At 67.1% G+C, this 23096-nt stretch carries 22 protein-coding genes; 9 read left to right on the top strand and 13 right to left on the bottom strand.

All coding sequences use genetic code 11. The features are described from left to right. Window positions 1-336: 336 nt before the first annotated feature. From ACP15H_RS07195 to ACP15H_RS07185, 3 genes are all read right to left on the bottom strand, one after another. Window positions 337-756, bottom strand: a complete 420-nt coding sequence (locus ACP15H_RS07195; protein ID WP_425065520.1) for a hypothetical protein — start codon at window positions 754-756, stop codon at window positions 337-339. A 321-nt stretch (window positions 757-1077) separates the two neighbouring features. Further along, window positions 1078-2631 (bottom strand): hypothetical protein, encoded by a 1554-nt coding sequence (locus ACP15H_RS07190; protein WP_425065519.1) that lies wholly within the window; start codon window positions 2629-2631, stop codon window positions 1078-1080. Window positions 2632-2817: 186 nt separating this feature from the next. Beyond that, window positions 2818-4665: a hypothetical protein gene (locus tag ACP15H_RS07185; protein ID WP_425065518.1), complete on the bottom strand. Its 1848-nt coding sequence runs from the start codon at window positions 4663-4665 to the stop codon at window positions 2818-2820. On the opposite strand from ACP15H_RS07185, the gene ACP15H_RS07180 reads away from it, so the two are divergent. Further along, entirely contained in the window at window positions 4655-5473 is an 819-nt protein-coding gene (locus tag ACP15H_RS07180; RefSeq protein ID WP_425065517.1) for a helix-turn-helix domain-containing protein, read from the top strand. The genes ACP15H_RS07185 and ACP15H_RS07180 overlap by 11 nt on opposite strands. On the opposite strand, the gene ACP15H_RS07175 is transcribed toward ACP15H_RS07180, so the two are convergent. Next, window positions 5431-6186: an SDR family NAD(P)-dependent oxidoreductase gene (locus ACP15H_RS07175; RefSeq protein WP_425065516.1), complete on the bottom strand. Its 756-nt coding sequence runs from the start codon at window positions 6184-6186 to the stop codon at window positions 5431-5433. The genes ACP15H_RS07180 and ACP15H_RS07175 overlap by 43 nt on opposite strands. A gap of 16 nt (window positions 6187-6202) precedes the next feature. Next, the gene (locus ACP15H_RS07170) at window positions 6203-7180 is read right to left on the bottom strand and encodes an NADPH:quinone oxidoreductase family protein (protein ID WP_425065515.1); all 978 of its coding nucleotides are present in this window, start codon (window positions 7178-7180) and stop codon (window positions 6203-6205) included. A 105-nt stretch (window positions 7181-7285) separates the two neighbouring features. Between ACP15H_RS07170 and ACP15H_RS07165 the strand changes: the two genes are divergently transcribed. Genes ACP15H_RS07165 through ACP15H_RS07155 form a run of 3 tightly spaced genes read left to right on the top strand, consistent with a single transcriptional unit; the run spans window position 7286 to window position 9236 of the window. Then, on the top strand, window positions 7286-7741 hold the full coding sequence (locus tag ACP15H_RS07165; RefSeq protein WP_425065514.1) for a MaoC family dehydratase: 456 nt from the start codon (window positions 7286-7288) through the stop codon (window positions 7739-7741). Between the two features lie 5 nt (window positions 7742-7746). Beyond that, entirely contained in the window at window positions 7747-8610 is an 864-nt protein-coding gene (locus tag ACP15H_RS07160) for an HpcH/HpaI aldolase/citrate lyase family protein (protein ID WP_425065513.1), read from the top strand. Continuing rightward, a complete protein-coding gene (locus tag ACP15H_RS07155; RefSeq protein WP_425065512.1) occupies window positions 8607-9236 on the top strand; it encodes an exopolysaccharide biosynthesis protein in 630 nt (209 codons plus the stop codon). Before ACP15H_RS07160 ends, ACP15H_RS07155 begins: the two co-directional genes overlap by 4 nt. A 111-nt stretch (window positions 9237-9347) precedes the next feature. Here the strand turns inward: ACP15H_RS07155 and ACP15H_RS07150 are convergent, their stop codons facing one another. From ACP15H_RS07150 to ACP15H_RS07140, 3 genes are read right to left on the bottom strand one after another with little or no spacing between them, the layout of a single operon-like run. Next, window positions 9348-10514 (bottom strand): acyl-CoA dehydrogenase family protein, encoded by a 1167-nt coding sequence (locus tag ACP15H_RS07150; RefSeq protein ID WP_425065511.1) that lies wholly within the window; start codon window positions 10512-10514, stop codon window positions 9348-9350. A 10-nt stretch (window positions 10515-10524) separates the two neighbouring features. After that, window positions 10525-11445: a glutamate cyclase domain-containing protein gene (locus ACP15H_RS07145; protein ID WP_425065510.1), complete on the bottom strand. Its 921-nt coding sequence runs from the start codon at window positions 11443-11445 to the stop codon at window positions 10525-10527. Continuing rightward, entirely contained in the window at window positions 11426-13669 is a 2244-nt protein-coding gene (locus ACP15H_RS07140; RefSeq protein WP_425065509.1) for a CHASE2 domain-containing protein, read from the bottom strand. Before ACP15H_RS07140 ends, ACP15H_RS07145 begins: the two co-directional genes overlap by 20 nt. Window positions 13670-13741: 72 nt before the next feature. Here ACP15H_RS07140 and ACP15H_RS07135 point away from each other — a divergent pair, with 72 nt between their 5' ends. The 4 genes from ACP15H_RS07135 (at window position 13742) to ACP15H_RS07120 (ending at window position 17035) form a co-directional block, all read left to right on the top strand. Further along, window positions 13742-14629 carry a DMT family transporter gene (locus ACP15H_RS07135; RefSeq protein WP_425065508.1) on the top strand — a complete coding sequence of 296 codons (888 nt, stop codon included), beginning with the start codon at window positions 13742-13744 and terminating at the stop codon, window positions 14627-14629. A 57-nt stretch (window positions 14630-14686) separates the two neighbouring features. After that, entirely contained in the window at window positions 14687-15019 is a 333-nt protein-coding gene (erpA, locus tag ACP15H_RS07130; protein WP_425065507.1) for an iron-sulfur cluster insertion protein ErpA, read from the top strand. A gap of 207 nt (window positions 15020-15226) precedes the next feature. Next, window positions 15227-16207: a Bug family tripartite tricarboxylate transporter substrate binding protein gene (locus ACP15H_RS07125; protein ID WP_425065506.1), complete on the top strand. Its 981-nt coding sequence runs from the start codon at window positions 15227-15229 to the stop codon at window positions 16205-16207. A gap of 39 nt (window positions 16208-16246) precedes the next feature. Further along, the gene (locus ACP15H_RS07120; protein WP_425065505.1) at window positions 16247-17035 is read left to right on the top strand and encodes an exodeoxyribonuclease III; all 789 of its coding nucleotides are present in this window, start codon (window positions 16247-16249) and stop codon (window positions 17033-17035) included. A gap of 112 nt (window positions 17036-17147) precedes the next feature. Here ACP15H_RS07120 and ACP15H_RS07115 read toward each other — a convergent pair whose 3' ends face one another. Next, window positions 17148-17915: an SDR family NAD(P)-dependent oxidoreductase gene (locus tag ACP15H_RS07115; RefSeq protein ID WP_425065504.1), complete on the bottom strand. Its 768-nt coding sequence runs from the start codon at window positions 17913-17915 to the stop codon at window positions 17148-17150. A gap of 190 nt (window positions 17916-18105) precedes the next feature. On the opposite strand from ACP15H_RS07115, the gene ACP15H_RS07110 reads away from it, so the two are divergent. Further along, window positions 18106-18702: a hypothetical protein gene (locus ACP15H_RS07110; protein ID WP_425065503.1), complete on the top strand. Its 597-nt coding sequence runs from the start codon at window positions 18106-18108 to the stop codon at window positions 18700-18702. A 126-nt stretch (window positions 18703-18828) separates the two neighbouring features. Here ACP15H_RS07110 and ACP15H_RS07105 read toward each other — a convergent pair whose 3' ends face one another. From ACP15H_RS07105 to ACP15H_RS07090, 4 genes are read right to left on the bottom strand one after another with little or no spacing between them, the layout of a single operon-like run. Beyond that, window positions 18829-20082 carry a class I SAM-dependent RNA methyltransferase gene (locus ACP15H_RS07105; protein WP_425065502.1) on the bottom strand — a complete coding sequence of 418 codons (1254 nt, stop codon included), beginning with the start codon at window positions 20080-20082 and terminating at the stop codon, window positions 18829-18831. A gap of 8 nt (window positions 20083-20090) precedes the next feature. Further along, the gene (locus tag ACP15H_RS07100) at window positions 20091-21092 is read right to left on the bottom strand and encodes an asparaginase (RefSeq protein WP_425065501.1); all 1002 of its coding nucleotides are present in this window, start codon (window positions 21090-21092) and stop codon (window positions 20091-20093) included. Next, window positions 21089-21796, bottom strand: coding sequence for a PP2C family protein-serine/threonine phosphatase (locus tag ACP15H_RS07095; RefSeq protein ID WP_425065500.1), 708 nt, complete (start codon window positions 21794-21796; stop codon window positions 21089-21091). The genes ACP15H_RS07100 and ACP15H_RS07095 overlap by 4 nt, the downstream gene beginning before the upstream one ends. A gap of 30 nt (window positions 21797-21826) precedes the next feature. Then, the gene (locus ACP15H_RS07090; protein ID WP_425065499.1) at window positions 21827-23062 is read right to left on the bottom strand and encodes a cytochrome P450; all 1236 of its coding nucleotides are present in this window, start codon (window positions 23060-23062) and stop codon (window positions 21827-21829) included. Window positions 23063-23096 lie beyond the last annotated feature (34 nt).

Raw genomic sequence — 23096 nt, 5'->3', positions numbered from 1 at the left:
TCTGCAGTTACGCCGTGGGGTCAGCCCTCCGGCTGATCGGTGCTCAATGGCCGCGACAAGGCATGCGGCAAGAGGGCCGACGACGACGAGGGATAGGCAGTGTCATCGCCAGGGGCGTCAAATGTTCCCAAAGACATCTCTCCTGTGAGAAGCGAGCCCTCGAGTTACTGATGAGCCGGACTTTGAACTTGCAAGCGGGTCGTTTGATAAGGCCTTGAAAAAATTCGGCGGTTTCGGTGTAGCCGCAGCGCGGCAGAACCTCGAACAGGCGACCCGCGAAGGGCGCGCTAATGACGAGACCGGCGAGCCGTTCTCGTGGGCCGTCGAGCGTGGCGCTCAACGCATGCAGTACCGCGGCCTGGCCGAGCGCTCGGTAGGTCTCCATTCTGGCGGTCGGCGGCGGCATCGCCGCAATGATCCGGCGGAGGCCGCCCCGGCGTGGTAGAGACGGCTGTTGATCAGCGATTCGAAGATGGCCCTCTGGCGCGGGCCCTGCGCCTGCGCCAGATAGAGGTCCTTCAGCGCGCCCAGCAGCTGGATCGTCTCCGCGATACCGGCCAGCGCGTCCTCGGGATGCCGGCCCATGTGGCCCGTCGCCGAATCGTGCGCCGCGCCCGCGAACCCGGTGTCGAGCTGGCGCGCGAACATCTCGTCGGCCTGAAGACCGAGCGCGCTGTCGTCCCCAAGCTCGGTGCGCGGCCATGGATCCGTGGCAGGCGCTGCCAAGGGCAGCCCTTCTGTCTCGATGCTTGCCATGTTCGTCTCCGGGTCAAGCTGCTGAGGCCAATCGGCTCAATCAAGATGCGAAGGCTTGGCCACATTCCACCAGTCATGATAGTGTTACTTTATGCATACACAACTATACGTTGTCTTATCCGGTGGGATGCGTTTGCTGGCGCGCTTCGTCATTCTTCTGGTCGTCCTGTCCGTTCTGTTCGACCTGATCGGATGGACTTCCATGTGCTTCGATCCGTCACTGCCTTTCGTAGCGCTAAGCCCGCCTATTTGCTTCGTTCTTAGCTCTAACCTGCTGATCGAAGATTTGGAGAAAGGCGGCCTTCCCGGCCTCCTGTGGCATTATCTGCCGGCGAAGCCCGTTCTCGAGTCTTCGCTTGGCATACTCTTACCATTCGGCAAGATCACGATCTTTTCCCCGTTCGGGCTCGTGGCCGTCTTCGCCATTGCAGCTTGAAACTCAGGGCTCCCCGGGGCTGGCTCCGTTGGCGGTGCAATTCCTCGGAGAGCCTTAGCTGGCTCTTGCAGTGGCGCGATTTCCGTATCGCCGCTCGCTTCGACTGGCTCGCCGCCCGACGCCCGGACGGTATTCGGATCGCCTTCCCCGCGCGGCAGCACGTCGCCAACCAAGCCGCGAATGTCGGCCATTGTCGGCGGCTTGCCCTCCACGGACTCGAAGGCGCCGAAAAGCCTGTCGAGCTGTTGCCGTGCGGTCCGGGCCTCCTCTCCGTCGGGATAGAGGTTGGCGGTGCGCAGTCCCTCTCCCACGAACAGACGGCCGAGACGGTGGCGCTCGAAGGTGGGATCGGATTTGCCTTCGGCGAGAGCCTGCTGGAGTTTGGTCAGCCGGTTGTAGTCGTTGTCGCCGAGCGACAGCCGGTATTGCGTGAGATCGAGGCCCGTAAATTTCTCGGGCTCGTTTACCGCCTGGTCGTCGAGCCTGTCGTAAAGGTCGCGCTCGGTGACGACGCGGCCGCCGTTCATGGCTGTTCGGTCGAGCGCCTCCGTCTGCTCCGGGCTCAACCCGTCGCGCAGCTCCGCAGGCATCGCTATCAGGGGCGCCGCGGGATTCTCGACGAGCCAGTCGAGAGCGCTCGTCGCCGCACGTCCCCGCGCCGCCTGCCACGCCCGGTCGGCGCGCGCCTGTTCGATCCGCGCCATCCGGGCGACCTGCGCCCGCACCTCGGGCGAGGCGTCTGGGGGCGTCAGTTCGGCGGCGCGCGCCTGGTACTCGTCGAGGTCCGGGCGGCGCGTTGGATCGTCCGGCGTGTCGGCCAGGCCGCCCACGATCTCCGTCACGCGACGCTCCTCGCGCGCCCGGTCGATCTGGCGCTCGACCGCCGCCTGCCGCGCCGGCTGGATCACATCGCGCGCGTGGTCGTAGAGCTTCGCCGCGCGCTCGGGATCCTGTCCGATCGCGGCTTCGACCGCGCCCGCATAGAGATCGCTCAGGCCGGTGCGCACCGCCGTATCGGTCCGGCCCGCGTCCCAGCCCTTTCGTTCGCCCTCGTAGCGCAGCTCGCCCACCGCGGCGCGGCCCAGCGTGCGCAGATGAGCCGGGTCGTGCCAGGACAGCGACGCGTCACGCGCCAAGTCGGCGAGGCGCTCGGACACGATGCGGTCGTCCAGCACCGACGTCGCCTGCTCCGCGATCCGCCCAAGGTCGCCGCCGGCGCGGTCGAGACGCCGGTCGATCAATGGTTCGAGCATCGCCTTCTGGCGGGGCCCGATCGCCTGCGCCAGATAGCGGTCCTTCAGTTCGCCCAGCAGCGGGATGGTCTCGGCGATCCCGGCCAGCGCCGCCTCGGGGTCGCGGCCCGCGAGACCCGTCGCCGGATCGGTCACCAGGCCGCGCACCTCGCCCGCGAACCCGGTGTCGAGCTGGCGCGCGAACATCTCGTCGGCCTCCGTTCAGCGGCTCATCGAGTCCTGGAGGGTGTTCGTGCCGCTATATGCGTTGGCACGGGATACAAGTTTAGGTTGCTTGCCTATCGACACTTTCCTCATCACTCTTCGGCTCAGCCGTCGCGCGCAAAGGTTACCGGGAGTCGATGCCGCCGAAGACCCGTCCTAGCTGCTTTCTCACTCAAGTCGAAACGAATATTTAAGATGTACGCAGGAACGGCGCCTCTGGTAGTCGAACCACCCGCCTTGGCCTAGGGCCTCGCGGACCAACTCGCGGCCATATTTCTCTGCTTCCGAGCGGCTTGTTGGCATCCTTTTCAGGATCTTCCAGAGCACTTCCCTACCGGCCTCAGCAACGTCGCTGAGGTCCTCGGTCGGCGACATCAGGAACTCCGTTTTCGGATCTTCAAAGCTTGGGACGTTCTTGCCGTTCGGCAAGACCACGCGCTTTCCTGGGTCCGTGGTCGTCGCGGCTCGAGACTCAGGGCTTCCCGGAGCTGACTCCGTTGGCGGTGCAACCTTTTGGTCTACCTTGGGTGGCTTTTGCTGCTGCGCAATTTGCGTATTGCCGTTCGCTTCGACCGGCTCGCCGCCCGAGGTTCGAACGATGTTCGGATCGCCATTTACGGGCGGCAGCACGTCGCCGGCCAAGCCGCGAATGTCGGCCATCGTTGGCGGTTTGCCCTCGACAGGCTCGAAGGCGCCTAGGAGCCTATCGAGCTGTTGCCGTGCAGTCCGGGCCTCCTCGCCGTCGGGATCGACGTTGGCAGCGCGCAATCCCTCGTCGAGGAACAGGCGGCCGAGACGGTGGCGCTCGAAGGCCGGATCAGATTTGCCTTCGGCGAGAGTCTGCTGGAGTTTGGTCAGGCGGTTGTAGTCGCTGTCAGCGAGCGACAGCCGGTGTTGCGTGAGGTCGAGGCCGACAAAGCTTTCCGGCTCGTGCACAGCCTGCCCGTCGAGCCTGTCGTAAAGGTCGCGATCGGTGACGACGCGGCCGCCGTTCATGGCCGTCCGGTCGAGCGCCTCCGTCTGCTCCGGGCTCAACCCGTCGCGCAGCGCCGTCGGCATTGCCATCAGCGGTGCCGTGGCATTGGCGTCAAGCCAGTCGAGCGCGCTTGCGGCCGCGCGGCCCCGCGCCGCCTGCCACGCCCGGTCGGCACGCGCCTGTTCGATCTGCGCCATCCGGGTCACCTGCGCCTGTACCTCAGACGAGGCGTCTGGCGGCGTCAGTTCGGCGGCGCGCGCCTGGTAGTCGTCGAGGTCGGGGCGCCGCGTCGGATCGTCCGGCGTGTCGGCCAGACCGTGCACGATCTCCGTCACGCGGCGCTCCTCGCGCGCTCGTTCGATCCTGCGCTCGACCGCGGCCTGCCGCTCCGGCTGGATCACATCGCGTGCGTGCTCGTAGAGTTTCGCCGCGCGCTCGGGATCCTGGCCGATCGCGGCCTCGACCGCGCCGGCATAGAGATCGCTCAGGCCGGTGCGCACCGCCGTATCGGTCCGGCCCGCGTCCCAGCCCTTTCGTTCGCCCTGGTAGCGCAGCTCGCCCACCGTGGTGCGGCCCAGCGTGCGCAGATGAGCCGGGTCGTGCCAGGACAGCGACGCGTCACGCGCCAAGTCGGCGAGACGCTCGAACACGATGCGGTCGTCCAGCACCGAGGTCGCCTGCTCCGCGATCCGCCCGAGGTCGCCGCTGGCGCGGTCGAGACGCCGGTCGATCAGCGGTTCGAGCATCGCCTTCTGGTGCGGGCCGATCGCCTGAGCCAGATAGCGGTCCTTCAGCTCGTCCAGAAGCCGCGTCGTCTCGCCGATCCCGGCCAGCACGCCCTCGGGGTCCCGGCCCGCGAGACCCGTCGCCGGATCGGTCACCAGGCCACGCACCTCGCCCGCGAACCGGGTGTCGAGTTGGCGCGCGAACATCTCGTCGGCCTCGAGGCCGAGTGCGCTGTCGTCCCCAAGCTCGGTGCGCGGCCATGCGTCCGCGGCAGGCACTGCCAAGGGCAGCCCTTCGATCTCGATGCTTGCCATGTTCGTCTCCGTTCAGCGGCCCATCGGGGCCTGGAGGGCGTTCTTGCTGTCGCGTGGAAAGGAAAGCGGCTCCGGCGCCCGGACAGCTCCGGTCATCGCCTGCTCGTTGGCTGGTGATTTCGGCGCGTTCGACCCGGTCGATGCGACGGTCTGCAGTTACGCCGTGGGGTCAGCCCTCCGGCTGATCGGTGCTCAATGGCCGCGACAAGGCATGCGGCAAGAGGGCCGACGACAACGAGGGATGGGCAGTGTCATCGCCAGGGGCGTCAAATGTTCCCAAAGACATCTCTCCTGTGAGAAGCGAGCCCTCGAGTTACTGATGAGCCGGACTTTGAACTTGCAAGCGTCAAATCTCGAGACGAACCGCCGACCGGAGTCGATACTGCTACCGGCTACTTGTTTCTGGCCGGATCCTGGCGATCGCGATGGTGCTGGAGGATGGTCGTGCACGGAGGCGGCGGTAGCCAGCGGGATGGATCGTCAGACGCTGCGCGACTGGGTTCGCCGCTACAACCACGACGGCGTCGGAGGCTTGAGCAATGCCAAGCGCAGCGGTCGTCCAGTGGCTCGGTCCGCGGACCAGCTGGAGGAACTGAAGGCTCCGGTCCTTGCGGTTCGCGACCGGGCCATCCATGGCTTAATCGGATGGCGCTGCCTCGACGAGTGCACGGTCGGCAACACGTTGCAGCTCGGAGACTGCAGTCGCGCGCGCCTAACCCCAGGAAGGATGGCGCCGCGTAGCAGGCTACTAAAAAAGCCTGCGTCTCACGTGCGCAAGGTGAGGCCGCCATCCACCACCAGTTCGTGACCGGTGATGAAGTCGGCATCGTCGGACGCCAGCAGCAGCGCGCCGCGGGCGATGTCGATCGGCTGGCCGAGCCGGCGCAACGCTGCCTTCTTCTCCCAGACCTCGCGGATCTCCGGCTTGTCGAAGTTGGTCTGAGTCATGCCGCTGTAGATCGCGCCCGGGCAGACATAGTTGGCCGTGATGTTGAACTTGCCCAGCTCCAGCGCCAGCGTGCGCGTCAGGCCGCCGACGCCTGCCTTGGAGGCGCAATAGGCCGCCAGGCCGTAGTCGGTGTCGAAGGCCATGACCGAAGCGGTGTTGACGATGCGCGCGCGGCCCTTTTCGCGGGCCCGCAGCTTCAGCGCCGGAATGGCTTCGCGACACAGCCGGAACATCCCGCGCACGTTCACCGCGTTCACCCGGTCCCACATCTCGTCGGTCATTTCCTCGACGAAGGCGCGGCCGCTCACGCCGGCATTGTTGAACAGGATGTCGAGCGCCCCGAACCGGTCGAGGGCCGCCGCCACGATCTTCTTCGGCGCGTCGTCGCCCGTGATGTCGGCCGCGAAGGCCTCGATCGCGGTGTTCCCGGCATGTGCCGTGTCGATCGCCGACTCCGGCCGGTCGACCGCCAGTACCTGGGCGCCCTCCTCCGCGAACAGCTTGGCCGACGCCGCCCCGATACCCGAGGCGGCCCCTGTCACGATCGCGATCTTGCCGGCCAGTCTGCCCATGGGAGCCTCCGTGTTCTCAGGCGACCTCGATGATGACCTTGCCGGTCGCCTTGCGCGACAGCAGGGCGTTCATGGCGTCGGCCGCCTTCTCCAGCGGGAAGCGCATGGAGATGTGCGGCTTCAGCTTGCCCTCGCCGTACCAGGCCAGCATCTCGTCGAAGTTCTTGCGCGCCTCGGCGGGCTCGCGGCCGCGCCAGGCGCCGTAGAACACGCCGCGCACGTCGCAGCTCTTCAGCAGCGCGAGATTGGCCGGCAGCGACGGGATGCGGCCCGCCGCGAAACCCACCACCAGAAGGCGCCCGTACCAGGCGATGCAGCGGATCGATTCGTCGAAGGCATCGCCGCCGACCGCGTCGTAGATGATGTCCGCGCCCGCGCCGCCGGTCAGTTCCTTGACCTTGTCGCGCATCTTCTCCTTGGCGTAGTTCACGAACATCGTGGCGCCGTACTTCTTGCAGATCTCCATCTTCTCGTCGGAACCGACGGCGGCGATGACCTTGAGGCCCATCAGGGCGCCCAGCTCGACCGCAGTGAGGCCGACGCCGCCCGAGGCGCCGGTGACCAGCAGGGTCTCGCCCGGCTTGTAGCTGCTGCGCTGCTTCAGCGCGTAGTACGAGGTGCCGTAGGTCATGGTGAACGCCGCACCATCCTCGTAGCTCATGTTCTTCGGCATCGGCAGCAGCTGGATCTCGTCGACCACGGCCTCGGTGGCATAGCCGCCGCTGCCGATCATGCCGATCACGCGGTCGCCAACCTTGTAGCCGGTGACGCCCTCGCCGACCTCGGTGATGTCGCCCGCGATCTCGTGGCCCGGCGCGAAGGGGCGCGGCGGCTTGAACTGGTACTTGTCCTGGATGATCAGCGTGTCGGGGAAGTTGACGCCCGCCGCCTTGGTCGCGACGCGCACCTGGCCCTTGCCCAGCGGCTTGGACGGCATTTCCACCAGCTTCAGGCTCTCCGGCCCGCCCGGCGTTTCGCTCAGCATTGCGCGCATCGACTTACTCCCGTCTCGGTGTTTCATCCTGTGGCACCCTTGATACGATGGCGAGCCGGGCAGCGTCCATCCATGCTAGGAAGTCGCCCTTCCGCGAGGAGAAAGATGGCAGGACTTCATTACGAGGACTTCACCGTCGGCCGCGTGTTCGAGCACGAATGGACGCGCACCGTGACCGAGATGGACAATGTCCTGTTCAGCTCGCTCACCATGAACGTCCAGCCGCTGCATCTCGACGAGGAATTCGCCTCCAAGACCGAGTTCGGCCAGCGCATCGTGAACAGCCTGTTCACGCTGGGCCTGATGATCGGCATCACCGTGAACGACACGACCCTCGGCACCACCATCGCCAATCTCGGCATGACCGACGTGCGCTTTCCCAAGCCGGTGTTCCACGGCGACACGCTGCGGGTGCGAACCCGCGTCGTGAGCCTGCGCGAGAGCAAGTCGCGCCCCGATGCCGGCATCGTCGAGTTCGCCCACACCGCGATCAACCAGCGCGACGAGATCGTGGCCGAGTGCACCCGCCAGGCGCTGATGCGCAAAAAGCCCAGGAGCTGAAGACCGTGCGATCCTTCCTGTTCGTTCCCGCCGATTCCGAGCGCAAGCTCGCCAAGGGCCCCGCCTCCGGCGCGGATGGGCTCATTCTCGACCTCGAGGATTCCGTCGCCACCGACCGCAAGACGATCGCGCGCGATATGGCGCTGGCCTATCTGAACGGTGCTGACCGTGCCGGCCCCAAGCTCTACGTAAGGGTCAACGCGCTCGACACCGGCCTGACCCTGGGCGACCTCGCCACCGTCATGCAGGGCAAGCCCGACGGCATCGTGTTCCCCAAGTGTGTCGGCCAGGCCGATCTCGACCTCTTGTCCAACTATCTCGACGCGCTGGAGGCGCGCGAGGGCATCGAGGCCGGCGCGACCCGCATCCTGACCATCGCCACCGAGAGCGCAGCGGCGATCCTCGCCCTCACCGCGGCGCCGGCCAGGCATGCCCGCCTGATCGGCCATTCCTGGGGCGGCGAGGACCTGATGGCCGATCTCGGCGCGCTGGCGAAGGGCCCCTCGCCCGGCGTCTACGACGATACGTTCAAGATGGCGCGCACGGTCAACCTGATGGCTTCGGTCGCAGCCGGCGTCACGGCCTACGACACGGTCTATCCTGACATCCGCAACGTCGAGGGCCTGCGCGCCGAGGCGCACGACGCACGGCGCATGGGCTATGGCGGCAAGATCGCGATCCATCCCGACCAGGTCGCGATCATCCACGAGGTCTTCACGCCGACAGATGCCGAGATCGACTGGGCCCGTCGCGTCATCGCGACCTTCGAGGGCAATCCGGGCGCCGGCGTCCTCACGATGGACGGCAAGATGCTCGACAAGCCGCATCTCGTGCTGGCGCGCCGCCTGGTTTCGCGGAAAGGGGGATGAAGGACAATTTCGGCCTTCTCGCGACCCTCGACCGGCTGTTTGCCGGGGACCGCAACTCGGTCCTCTCGCTGAACGAATTCCTCGAGGGTTTCGAAGGCCGCTCCTACGCCTTCGCGGTTCTGGCGATCAACATCGCGAACATCATTCCGTCGGGCATACCCTGGCTGTCGACGATCACCGGCGTGCCGATGCTCTACGTGCTCGCGCAATACTTCGCCGGCCACCCCGTCCCGTGCCTGCCCGCGACGATCGGCAAGCGCGGTCTGCCGCGCGGCAAGCTGCAGGATTTCCTGAACCGCGCGCGCCGCTTCATCCGCTGGCTCGAGAACACCGTGCATGCGCGCCACGAAGGATGGGTGAACGGCGTGCCGCGCCGGCTGCTGCTGATCGCTTTGTCGATCGACGTGCTGATCCTCGCTCTGCCGATTCCCTTCGACAATTTCTTCCCGGCCTGGGCAATTCTCTTCTTCTGCTTCGCTCTCATCGAGGATGACGGGTTGATGGCCATGTTCGGCTGGGCAATGACGGCGGTCACCGCCTGCTGGACCGTGTTCCTCCTGATGGTCGGCCATGCGGCCATCTCGGCCGCAATCTCGGCGCTGAAGTCGGCTGTGTTCCAGCATTGAAGGATATCGAGCGGGCCGTTAGCGGTCGCTCACCCGTCATTGTCATCCCCAGCGCAGCGACGGACCTTCTTGCGACTGCAGAAAGGTCCATCGCTGCGCAAGCAGGGAAGGCTAGTACGACCGCGGCAATCCCAGAACGTGCTCCGCGACGAAGTTCAGGATCATGTTCGTGGAGATCGGCGCCACCGTGTAGAGGCGGGCTTCGCGGAACTTGCGCTCGACGTCGTATTCCTCGGCGAAGCCGAAGCCGCCATGCGTCTGCACGCACATCTCGGCGGCTGCCCAAGAGGCTTCCGACGCCAGCATCTTGGCCATGTTGGCCTCGGCGCCGGCATTGATGCCGGCCTCGAACATCGCGGCGGCCTTGCGCACCATCAGGTCGGCCGCCTCGATCTGGGTATAGGCGCGGGCGATCGGATACTGGACGCCCTGGTTCTGGCCGATCGGGCGGCCGAACAGCTTGCGCTCCTTGGCGTAGTTCACGGCCCGCTCGATGAACCACTTGCCGTCGCCGATGCATTCCGAGGCGATCAGCACGCGCTCGGCGTTCATGCCGGAGAGGATGTAGCGGAAGCCCTGCCCCTCCTCGCCGATCAGGTTCTCGGCCGACACTTCCATGTTGTCGAAGAACACTTCGGTGCTGTTGTGGTTCATCATGGTCCGGATCGGCCGGATGGTAAGCCCCTTGCCCAGCGCCGAGCGCATGTCGACCAGGAACACCGACAGGCCTTCCGTCTTCTTCTTGGTCTGCTCGCGCGGCGTGGTGCGGGCGAGCAGCAGCATCAGGTCGGAATGCTCGGCGCGGCTGGTCCAGACCTTCTGGCCGTTCACGACGTAGGTGCTGTTGTCTTTCTTCACCGCCGTGGTGCGAAGACTCAGCGTATCGGTGCCGCTCGACGGTTCGGTGACGCCGAACGCCTGCAGGCGGAGCTCGCCGGTCGCGATCTTCGGCAGGTAGCGTTCCTTCTGCTCCTTGCTGCCGTGCCGCAGCACCGTGCCCATGATGTACATCTGGGCGTGGCAGGCCGCGGCGTTGCAGCCGGCCTTGTGGATCTCCTCGAGCACCGCGCTGGCCGCCGAGATGCCCAGGCCGGCGCCGCCATATTCCTCGGGGATCAGGATCGACAACCAGCCGGCCTCGGTCAGCGCCTTCACGAAGGCGGTCGGATAGCCGCGCTCGCGGTCGAGATCGCGCCAGTAGGCGCCATCGAACTTCAGGCAGAGCTGGCGAACGGCGTCGCGGATCTCGGGATGCGTCGGAGCGTAGGGATTTTCCATGGCGCGCAAGCTAATGCGCGCCTTCTCCCCATGCAATGCGACCGAGCCTGTCGACGAGCGGGCCGTGGATTTCCGGCCCGAATCCGTCGACCGTGGCGACGCGCTGCGCCGTCACGCCGTCCACGGCGCCCGCTTCCCTCACGATCGTATCGGTGACGAAGAAGTCCCGTTCCGCGGTCAGGAATTTCGCAATTGTCGGACGCCAGTCGGGACGCAGCACGGCGAGTGCCGCCATCAGCCCGTAAGCACCCCAGTTCGAGACGCCGGCGACCACGAGGTGATCGCACGACGTCACGCAGGCGATCTCTGCGCCGTTGGGCACGTGCCGGGCGATCAGGCCCGCCGGCAGCTTGCCCATGCCGACCTCGTTGCCGCCGTCGCCCACCGCGACCTTCGTCCAGTCGCCGCCCTCGAACAGCGAGTCGAGCGGCAGGGTCCAGGGCGAGACGTCGACGCCGCGCATGTTGCGCGGCTTGCCGTCGGCACTGCGCCCGCAGCGCTCGATGGCGACGACATGGGAGAGATTCTCCTGCCGCCAGACCTCCGCCAGCGCGTCGATCGCGCCGTCATCTCCCAGCACAATCTCGTCGACGATCACGGCTTCGCCGGTCGCCCGGACGGCCGCGCGCACGGCCTCGACACTGGGCGTGTCGACGGCGATGCGCGCAGGCACGCCGCAGGCCGCCAGCGCCGCCGCCAGCAGCGCGGTGCCCACGGGCCCATCGGTCTCGGGCGCCGCCACGTCGCCGCGCGGCACGAAGAAGCCGGTGATCAATCCCACACGCGTGGCCATCGCCAGCGACGCCGCCGCATCGGCGAGGCCGCCGAGATTGGCATCGATCAGCGCCTGGGTCTTGCGACCGACGTCACGACATACGAGGGCCTCGATGGCTTCGAGGCGACGGTCCTGCTCACTTGTCCTTGGCGACATAGACTCCCTTCCAGTCCACCGGCGAATCGTCGATCAGCTCGTCGAGTCGCCCGCGCATCATTTCGTAATAGCGCTGCCGCCAGCCGGCCGCATCCGCCGCCGCCCGGCACGTCCCGATCATCTCCAGCGCCTCGGCGAAGGCACCGCTGCGATAGAGCCGGAGGAACTCGTCCTGCTGCCCGACCAGCGCGGCATAGGCCGGCGATTTCGCGAGCGCGGCGTCCCCCAGCAGCGCGTAGACCCGCTCTGGCTCGGTCTTTCCCTTCACCGTGACGAGGTCGATCTCCAGCGTCGCATAGGCTTCAATCGCCTCGCGCGTCCTGTGCCCGACGATGATGCCGACACCATAGGTCTTGCACTGGCCTTCGAGGCGCGACGCCAGGTTCACGGCATCGCCCAGGCAGGAATAGGTGAAGCGCTGGGTCGAGCCGAAATTGCCGACGGAAGCGAGCCCGGTGTTCAGGCCGACGCCGATGTTGACGGGGATGTGCTTGCGGCCCTCGGCCACGGCCTCGACGCGCCACTCCTCGTTCAGCACGGCAAGACGGGCCTGCATGGCGAGCGCCGCGTCGCAGGCACGCGCGGCATGGCGATCGACCGGCAGGGGCGCGTTCCAGAACGCCATGATGGCGTCGCCCATGTATTTGTCGATCGTGCCCTTGCGGCTTAGGATCAGGTCGGTCATCGGCGTCAGGAAGCGGTTCATGAACCGCGTCAGCCCCTGCGGATCGAACTGCTCCGAGATCGTGGTGAAGCCGCGCACGTCGGTGAACATCACCGTGACCTCGCGCTGCTCGCCGCCGAGCTGCAGCAGGCCGGGATTGCGCGCAAGCTGCTCCACCAGGTCTGGCGACAGGTACATGCCGAAGGCCCCGCGGATCTCCGCCCGCTCCCGCTCCGTCCGCATGAAGGCAAGCGCCGTGCCGCCGACATAGATCGCCGTCAGGGTGAGCGGCGGATAGATCGGATCGAACAGCAGGTGGAGCCGGGAATAGGCCAGCCACGGCACGATCAGCCCGGCGCCGATCAGGATCGCAGCGACGAACGCCATCCTGCCGGCCGACAGCAGCGGCAGCAGCACGACCATCAGCAGGCCGACGGCCGCCAGATAGAGGAACTCCGCGCCATCGGCATAGTCGGGCCGGGCGAGGAACTGCTGCTCCAGCATCTGCTCGGCGAGCTGGGCGTGGACCTCGACGCCCGGCACGCCGTCCTGCACCGGCGTGTTGCGCAGGTCCTTCAAGCCAATGGCGCTGGTGCCGACGAAGATCACCTGACCCTCCAGCGCCTTCGCGGGGACCTCGTCGCGCAGCACGGCGCGCGCCGAGATGAACCGTTCCTCCTTGTGGCCGGTGTCGTAGAGCACGACCCGGCCACGGCCGTCGGTCGGCACCTCGAGGGCGCCGGTCTTGATCGCGACGATGCCCGTCTTCTCGCCGAACGACAGCTCACCGCTCGCACCGGACGACTTGATCAGATAGGACGAGGCCTCCTGGGCCACCCGCAGCGCTTCGATCGAGAGGGCCGGGAAAAGGCCGTCGTACCCCGCGACGCGGAACAGCATCGGCACACGGCGGATCACGATGCTGTCGACGTCGGTGTTGACGCTGCCATTGCCCTTGGCCGCGGCTTCGAGGATCTCGATGGATTTCACCGTGCCGCCCTGCTGCGGCAGGAATTGGCTGGGCTGGTCGCCGGCGAAGGCCACGCCGTGGAAGGTGCGCGGCGGCGCACCCAGGCCTTTCACGTCGAAGCCGAAGCCGGTGACGACGCGTGAGCGGGCCATGGCGTCGGCCAGCACCTTGTCGTTGTCCTCGACCGCGGCCGCGAGCTTTTCCACCGTATCGGGATCGGCGACCACCACCAGGTCCTGGATCATGCGGCTGATCGACGAGCGGTCCGGTTCGGCGAACACCGCGTCGAACGCCACCACCACCGCGCCCTTCTCGGTCAGCTTGTCGACCAAGCGCGCAACGATCGTGCGCGGCCACGGCCACTGGCCATAGGCCTCAAGCGCTGCCTCGTCGATGTCGACGATGCGTACCGGAGTCTCGGGATTGTATTCGCGCGGTTCGATCCGCTGATAGCCGTCGAAGGCAAAATCCCGGATGCGCGTCAGCGCCCCCGGATCGGCGATGCGCAGCGCCAGGGCGCCCACGAGCACGAGCAACGCGATGACCACGGGAGCATGAGGCGAATTGATGCGGCGCAACAGCCAGCTCACGCGCTTTCGATCCTCTGATCCCCCACGAACGTCACTTTACAGAGGATGGCGCCCAAGCCAAATAGCGCGACCTTGACCAACGCCCCCAGCCAGACCGCCCTGCACGGCATCTACTTCAAGATGAGCGCGCTCGTGCTGTTCTGCACGATGGACGCAATGGTCAAGGGGCTGGGCGGCACCTACGGCTCCTTCCAGCTCATGGTCTTTCGCAGCGCCGTGGCCCTGGTGCCCGTCGCGGTGCTGATCTGGCATGCCGGCGGCCTCCGGGTGGTCCGCAGCACCCGGCCGGGGCTGCAAGCGCTCAGGGTCGGCATCGGCTTCTGCAGCATGTTCGGCTTCTTCTACGCCTTCCCGCGCATGCCGCTCGTGGATGCCTACGCCATCTCCTTTTCGGCGCCGCTGTTCATGGTGGCGCTGTCCGTGCCGATCCTGCGCGAGGAGGTCGGCTGGCGGCGCTGGACGGCCGTGGGCGTGGGTTTCGCCGGGGTGCTGATCATGCTCGATCCTTTCGCGATCGAGTTCCACCCGGTCTCGCTGGTCATCCTGGCCGCGACCTTCTGCTACTCGCTCTCGACCGTGCTGGTCCGCCTGCTCAGCCGCCACGATCCCGACGTCGTGACCCTGTTCTGGTTCGCGATCGTGGGCACCGTCGTGTCGGTCGCCTGCGCCATCCCGGAATGGAAATGGCCGCCGCTGCTCGACTGGATCTGGTTGCTCACCCTCGGCCTGCTGGGTGGCTGCGCGCAGGTGCTGATCACCCGGGCCTGGCGCCTCGCCCCGGCCGCCATCCTGGCGCCGTTCGACTATACCGCCATCGTGCTCGCCATGGCCTACGGCTACCTGTGGTTCAAGGAAGAGCCGTCCTGGACCGTCTGGTACGGCCTGCCGCTGGTCACGGGCTCCGGCCTCTACATCCTTCATCGCGAGCGGGTCCGGGCGCGACTGCGCAAAAAGCCCTAATCTCCGAGGGTTTTTGTCGGGATTGACGAATCGCCTCTCCCACCACATCTTGTAGGCATGAACGACACCACCTTCTCCGTGACCTCCAACGCGGCCAAGCGGATTGCCTTCCTGGCCTCCAAGGAGCCCAAGCCCGTCATGATGCGGGTGGCGGTCCTGGGCGGCGGCTGCTCGGGCTTCCAGTACAATTTCTCGTTCGAGGAAGCGCGCAACGACGACGATCTGGTCATCGAGCATGACGGCGCCGCCGTCCTGGTCGACGCCACGTCGCTCGAGTTCCTCAAGGGCAGCCAGCTCGACTACGTCGAGGAAATGGTCGGCTCGGCGTTCCAGGTGAAGAACCCGAACGCGACCTCCTCCTGCGGCTGCGGCAACTCGTTCAGCGTGTGAGCCGAGCGAATCTCGGCTGCTGAGGGGCAAGTCATCGCGCAGCGATGTTTGGGAGCGCCGAAGACGAACGACCACTGTGACCGATCGCGCCGTACGACGGCGCACTTCCACATTCGAATGGAAAGTCGTTAGTCCGTCCGCGTTGCGGTTGCGGCTTCTTCTTCCCTGACGGGCCGGCTGATAGCGTGCCGCCCTCAGGGAGCTTCAATGAACATCGGACGACGGACCTTCGCCTTCTCGGCGGCGAGCCTTCTTGCCTTCCCCGCGACGGCGCAGGAGGCCTGGCCGGCCCGTCCCGTCACCCTCGTCGTGCCCTATCCACCGGGCAACGCCGCCGACATCAGCGGCCGCCTGCTGCTCGAGCCGTTGTCGACCGAGATCGGGCAGCGCCTCGTCATCGACAACCGCGCCGGCGCCTCGGGCATCATGGGCAGCGCCGCCGTCGCCCGCGCGGCGCCCAACGGCTACACCCTTCTCCTCACCTCGAATTCGCCGATCGCCAGCGGCCCATGGGTCACGAAGAACGTGCCCTATGTGGTCGAGCGCGACTTCACGCCGATCGCCGGCATCGCGCGCGGCGCCCTCGTCCTGCTGGCCGCGTCAGACGTGCCGGTCAGCACCACCGCCGAGTTCGTGGCCTACGTGAAGGCCAATCCCGGCAAGACCAGCTACGGCTCGTTCGGCCAGGGCAATCTCAACCACCTGATCATGGAGATGCTGCGGCTGCGCCTCGGCCTAGACATGGTGCATGTCCCCTATCGCGGCAGCGGCCCGGCGCAGCTCGACCTCGCGGCCGGCCGCATCCAGTTCCTGTTCGACGGCGCCCCCGGCGCCCTGGCCCGCATCAAGGCGGGACAAGCCAAGGGCATCGCCGTCTCGACCCTCAAGCGCTCGCCCACCCTGCCCGACATGCCGACCTTGGCCGAATCGGGCCTGCCCGAGCTGCGCGGCATGGATGCCGGCGGCTGGGTCGGCCTGTTCGGCCCGGCCCAGACCCCGGCCGCGATCGTGGAGCGCCTCAACGGCGCGCTGCAGGCCGTCATTCCGACGGCGCAGGCCAAACTGCTCGAACAGGGGCTGGAGATCTTTACCGACAACAGTCCCACCGACTTCGCGGGGTTCGTGCGCGCCGACAGCGAGAAATGGCGGCAGGTCGTGCTCGAGGCGAAGATCGAGCCGCAGGACTGAGGCATGCTATGAGGGCGGCAAGAGAGGCAGCCTGAACTCATGAAAATCGCGACCTGGAACGTGAACTCCGTCCGCAAGCGCACCGGCAATCTGGTGGCGTGGCTGCAGGAGGCCAAGCCCGACATCGTCGTGCTGCAGGAAATCAAGGCGCAGGAGCCGCAATTCCCCACGGCCGAGGTCGAGGCCGCGGGCTACAAGGCGGCGATCGTGGGCCAGAAGGGGTTCAACGGCGTCGCGTTCCTGTCCCACCACGCCTTCGATGTGACGGCGCGCGCCCTGCCCGGCGCCGCCGAGGACGAGCCGGCGCGCTATGTCGAAGGGCGGGTCTACACGCCGCGCGGGCCGCTGACGGTCGGCGGACTCTACCTGCCCAACGGCAATCCGGTCGGCACCGAGAAGTTCGCCTACAAGCTCGCCTGGATGGAGCGGCTGCTCGCCCACGCGCGCGAGCTGCTGGCGCGCGAGGAGATGTTCGTGCTGTGCGGCGACTACAATGTCTGCCCGACCGAGATGGACGTCTTCGATCCCAAGGCTTTCGCCGGCGACGCGCTCTGCCAGCCCGAGTCACGGGCGGCGTTCCGCAAGCTGCTCAACCTCGGCCTGACCGACGCGGTGCGGGCGTTCCATCCCGACGGCGAACAGTACACGTTCTGGGATTACCAGGCGGGCGCCTGGCCCAAGGGCAACGGGCTCAGAATCGACCACCTGCTGCTGTCGCCACAGGCCGCCGACCGCCTCACTGCGGTCGGGATCGACAAGGCCGAACGCGGCAAGACCGAACCGTCGGATCACGTCCCGGTCTGGTGCGAGCTGGACGTGGCGGCTTAACGCTCGATCACAACTTGAGAACGAGCAATGGAGCGCGCCACTCCAGTGGCGCTCATCCTCTGCTCGTCACCTAAGCTCCATGCGCTACTGGAGTGGCGCGCTCCAATGAGTGCTACTCCGCGCCCGCGCCAATGACGCCGCCGTCGGCGATGATGCACTGGCCGCAGATGAAGTTGCCGGCCTTGGAGGCCAGGAACACAGCGACGCCGCCGATGTCGTCGGGCTGGCCGATGCGCTTCAGCGCCGCCTTGCCCTCCTGCGCAGCCCGGATCTGCGGATTGTCCCACAGCGCCTTGGCGAAGTCGGTCTGGATCAGGCCGGGCGCGATGGCGTTGACCCTGATGTTGTGCTTGCCCCACTCCATGGCGAGGGACTTCACCAGCGACAGGTCAGCCGCCTTGCTCATGTTATAGGCTGCGATATGGGCCGAGCCGACCAGCGCGCCGATCGACGAGACGATGATGAAGGCGCCGTCCTTGCGCTCCGCCATCTCCGGACCGACCATGTTCATCAGCCACAGGTTCGACATCACGTTGTTCTGCATGATCTTCTGGAACACTTCGTCCTTCAGCCCGCTGAGCGGGCCGAAATACGGATTGGAGGCGGCATTGCAGACCATGATGTCGATGCGGCCATAGGCCTTGCGGGCCTCGGCCACGAGGTTCTCGAGCTGGGCCTTGTCGGAGATGCTGGCGGCGACCGCCGTGGCCTCGCCGCCCTTGTCCTTGATGGCCTTCACCACCTCCTCGCAGGCCGGCAACTTGCGGCTCGACACCACGACCTTGGCGCCATGGGCGGCCATTTGTTCGCAGATCGAGCGGCCGATACCACGGCTCCCGCCGGTCACCACGGCCACCTTGCCGGAAAGGTCGAACATCATCGGTCGTCTCCTCGTTTTCCTGTCAGCGGATCAATTGTCCCAACATGAACCGGCCAGGAGAATTGGTCGATAGGCATGAGTTTCTCCAGTCGGCATCGCCTCGCGTCACGGCGCTTCGAGGGCCGGTTGCGCGAGACGCTTGTTCTCGCGGTTTCCTTGGGGCATTTTTCCAGCGAGGCGGGAGGCGGCATTGAAGATACACGCGCTGATGGTGATGGTGGTCGCTTCCGTGGCAGCCTGTAATCCCGAGTCGAAGCCCACCTCCCAGGCCCCGGCGCAACCGGTGGCCGTGTCGGCGTCGGCGGAGGTTTCCCCCAGCGCCCGGGCGCGCATCAACGAGCAGGCCAACGCCTGGGTCCAATGCGCGGCAGCCAAGAGCCGGGATCTGGACGATGGGCGATCAGACGCGGGGACGATCGCGCAGGCCGTGCGCAGTGCGTGCCGCTCGCTGTATATCTTGAAGGACAATGAGGATCTCGGCTTCGCCACCCAGATCGTGCTGCAGACGCGGGCCAACATTGCCCAGCTCAGACAGGCCATCACCGCCCCCTGGGCGGCGTGCGTCGAGCCGTTCATCAAGGCCGACCAGATCCGGCAAACCTCGGTTGAGTCGGCGGCCACCACGGCCGCACGGGAATGCAAACAGCATTTCCGCGGCAAGGACGGTCAGGACGTCCTGATCATCACCGCGGTCGCACGACAGAGACTGAACAATCCCGGCCAGGGTCAGGGCCCGATCGTCGTCGGCAAGCCGCAGCCCCTCCCGCCGGTCGACAAGAAGATGTGAGACAAGCTCCTGTCGTCCTGAGCAGCGCGAAGGACGTGACGAAACGGTCAGCGGACTCCCTAGCGGGCGTGAGAGGCTCCACCGCGCTCGGGATTACAAGAACGACAGCGGCGCGCCGACACGACTCTATCGCGTCAGCAGCGCGATCAGCTCGACATGCGCGGACCAGAGGAACTGGTCGATGGGCATGAGTTTTTCCAGTCGGTAGCCGCCGTCCTGCAAGGTGCGGACGTCGCGGGCGAAGCTGGCGGGGTCGCAGGAGCCGTAGACGATGCGCTTGACCTTCGAGGCGGCGAGTTCGGCACATTGCGCGGCAGCACCCGCGCGCGGCGGGTCGAGCACGATGGCGTCGAAGGCCTCGAGTTCCTTGGTGCTGAGCGGCCGCCGGAACAGGTCGCGCAGTTGCACGGTCACGCGGTTGCCGCCCAGCTTGCGTGCCGCGGCATCGACGGCGGCGACCGAGGGGCGGTCGTATTCGAACAGGCTGAGCTTGCCCGGCTTGCCGAGCGACAGCGCGCCGATGCCGGCGAACAGGTCGGCGAGATGCGCGGCCTCCCCGGCCCAGACATTGACGCCGGCACGCATCACCAGCTCGGCGCGCTTGGTGGCCTGCAGGAATGCGCCCGGTGGCGGCTCGATCGTGACGTCGCTCAGGATGAGCTGCGGCGTGCGGCGCACCAGTACCGGCTCGGCCGTCGCGCGGTCGCCCCAGCTCACGCGCGCCAGGTCGGCGCTTTCGGCCAGCGCGATCAGCGCCTCGCGGATAGCGAGCGTCATCTCGAAGCGCTTGTGGGGGCGGATCAGTACGTCGAGGCCGGTGTCGGTCTCGTTGACCACGGCATCGGCCGAGGTGCCGTCACGCAGGATGTCGGCCATCGCCGACCTCAATGACGCGATGGCGGCGTTGACCTTCGGACGTGCCACCACACAGGTGCCGACGTCGACGACGCTCTGGCTCGCCCGTTCATGATAGCCCGCCAGGACGCGCTTGCCCTCGCGCCGCAACACGATGTCGGCGCGCCGGCGCTCGCCCGGCTCGCAGGTGACGGGCGCCTCGAAGCGCGGGGCCTTCACGCCGCGCTGCGCCAGCGCCTTGGCGATCAGCTCGGTCTTCCAGCCGGTGTAGATATCGCGACGCCAGTGCTGCAGGGCACAGCCGCCGCAGGTGCCGAAATGCGCGCACGGCGGCGTCTCGCGGTGGCGCGACGGCGCCAGCACCTCGAGCAGCTCACAGGCGATGCCGTCGCCGCGCTTGTCGAGCGGTTCGGCCTCGACCGTCTCTGCCGGCAGGCAGTAGGGCACGAAGTAGCGCTTGCCCTCGAGATCGGCGACGCCGTCGCCGCGGGCGCCGACTTCCAGGATGTCGAGCGTGAGACTCATGATGGACCTCAGCCCAGCCAGCTCTTGGCCGGCCTCATCTCGCCGACCAGCAGGCCGACGACGTTCTTGATCTGCGGATGCAGCACCTCTTCGCGCTGCCCCGCCGGCAGCACGCCGAGATGATCGAGCAGCGCCGCCATCGCGACCTCGGCCGCCCGGCCCGCGCCGTCCCAGACCTTCAGCGCCACGCCGAGGCCGAGCGTCGGCAGCATGCCGCAGAACACGCCCTCGGCGCCGGTCTTCACCTGAATCACGCCGGGCGCGGCCTCGTTGATGCGCGTACAGAAGCGGCCGGTGCCGGCCACCATGAACGGCTCGGCGTTCATCGCCTTGCGGATGCGGATTGCGGCGTCGGCACGCTTGCTCGACAGGCCCGACGGATCGGCCATCGAGGCCATCGCCTGCGCGAGACTCTTGAGCGGCGTGGCAAGCGTGGGAATTCCGCAGCCATCGGTGCCGTGGGGAAAGGCGTTGGCGTCGAGGCCGCACAGCGCGCTCATCGTCTCGCGCAGCCGGCGCTGCACCGGATGGTCGTAGGTGATGTAGCCCTTGGTCGGCTCGCCATAGTGCACGGCCGTCGTCAGGAAGCCGCTATGTTTGCCCGAGCAGTTGTTGAACGCCGCGGTCGGCAGCGTATTGGCGCGGGCCAGGGCCTCGATGCTCGACTGCAGGCGCGGTGCGTGCGTGCCGCATTCGAGATCGGCCTCGCTCAACCCGACCTTCGCCAGCCAGGCGCGCACCGTCTCGACATGCCGCGTCTCGCCGCTGTGCGAGGCGCACGACAGAGCGACATGCTCGTCGCCCAGTCCGAAGCGCTCGACCGCGCCGCTCTCGACGAAGGCCATCGCCTGGATCGGCTTGTTGGCCGAGCGCGGCAGGATCGCCGCCTCGATGTCGCCCCAGGACTCGACGACCGTGCCGTCGGCCTTCACGACCGCGGCGATGCCCTCGTGACGGCTTTCGACGACCGGACCGCGCGTGACTTCGATGACGACAGGGCCCCGGCTCATCGCACGCGCTCCAGCTTGACGACGGTTATGTTGTCCTGATGCTCCGCGGCCGCAGCCAGCACCGCCGCGACGATGCGGTCCGCTGGCAGCGCCGCCTGCGCCAGGATCTGTTCGTTCTTCAGGCTATGGACGCCGTCGCTGCATACCAGCAGGCGCGCGTCCGGCCCCAGCCGGCGGCGGCCCCGGTCGACCAGGGTGAGGGGCTCGCCCATCACCGCCTCGCGCAAGGTATGCCGGCCGGGATGATGCTCGGCGTCCTCGGCCGAGAGCATGCCGCGGGCGACCAGCGCGTCGATCTGCGGCGCCATCGAATGATCGGCGTTCAGGCGTTCGATCCGGCCGGCCTCGACCAGGTAGAAGGGCGAATCTCCGACGCTTATCCAGCGCACCTCGTCGCCGCGCAGATGAGCCGCGACCAGGGTGGCGCCCATGCCGGTGAGTTCGCCCCGGGCGAGAGCGCCCCGGCCGACCGCCTGGTTGGCGTCGTGCAGCCCGTCGTCCAGATCGCCGCCCTGCTCCACCGCATGGATGAAGGCGTCGACCGCGAGCTGGCTCGCGACTGCCCCACCGGCATGTCCGCCCATCCCGTCGGCCACCACCGCGAGCACGGAGCCGTCGCCCAACGTCACCAGACGCCAACTGTCTTCTTGATACGGGCGGGCGCCCTGATGTTGGTCGCCCTCGCCTCGCCAGCGTGTCGCCATAGCCGGTGCCAAATCCTGTGATGTCGTGAGCTAGTGCCAGACCGCCGGGAGCTTGCTGAGGCCGCGCAGGGTGAAGCTGCGGCGCCAGGCCGGCGTGTCCTTTTCGGGGAGCGTCAGGTTCGGCATGCGCTCGATCAGCGCCGCGAACACCAATTCGGCCTCCAGCCGCGCGAGTTGCGCCCCCAGGCAATGATGGATGCCGCCCCCGAACGACATCGGACGGATATGCTCGCGGCCGACATCAAGCCGGTCAGGATCGGGATACTGCGCCGGATCGCGGTTGGCCGCGCCCAGCAGGGCGACGATGCTCTGCTCCGCGCCGATCGTCACGCCGCCCAGCTCGACTTCGGCATGAGTGACACGGCCGGTGATCTGAACCGACGAGTCGTAGCGCAGCAGTTCCTCGACCGCGTTGGGGATCAGCGACGGGTCGGCCTTGAGCCGCTCCCACTGATCGGGATTGCGATGGAGCGCCAGCAGGCCGTTGCCGATCAGGTTGGTCGTCGTCTCGTGCCCGGCGCCGAACAGCAGGCCGATATTCGCCTGCAGCTCCTCGGCCGACAGCTTGTCGCCTGCCTCCTCGGCCCTCACCAATTCGGTCGTGAGGTCGTCGCGCGGCTCGCGGCGGCGCAGCTCGCAGAGCTGGTTGAAATAGACCGCGGCCATCTGGGTGTTGCGGTTGGCCAGGTCGAGCTCTTCGCGCGTCATCGGAACCGGTTCGAGGATGCGACCGTTCACGTTGCTCCCCGCCAGGAACGGGGCGCGATGCTCTTCGGGAATGCCCAGCATGTCGCAGATCACGATGACCGGCAGGCGATGAGCCAGGTCGCGCATCACATCCATCTCGCCCTTGTCGGCGACCCGGTCGAGCTGTTCCTTGACCAAGGCCTCGATGCGCGGCCGCATGTCGGCGACACGGCGCGCCGTGAAGGCCTTGGTGACCAGCCCACGCAGGCGCGTATGATCGGGCGGGTCCTGCACCAGCATGGTCTTCGCGAGACTCGCCACCGCCGGCTCGTCCATGCGGTCGGCGCCGTAGCGGCGTCGCATGTTGCCTTCGAAGTCCTTGCCGAAGCGCTTGTCGCGGAGCGACAGCGCCACGTCCTCGTAGCGCGTGATCAGCCAGAAGCCCTGCGGCGTCTTGAGAACTGGGGCGGCCTCGCGCAGCCGGCGATAGAATGGATAGGGATCGGCGATGAAGGCCGGGTCGAGCGGATTGAACTCGAGGTCCTTCGCAGGTGCGGTCGGCTGGGCGATGGTGTCCATCCCTCTCCTCTACCACGAAGCCCCTTGCCGCGCG

Origin of the sequence: Reyranella sp., from assembly GCF_965249915.1 — a bacterium.
In the GTDB taxonomy this organism is placed as follows: domain Bacteria; phylum Pseudomonadota; class Alphaproteobacteria; order Reyranellales; family Reyranellaceae; genus Reyranella.
This window is presented reverse-complemented; position numbering and strand designations above follow the sequence as displayed.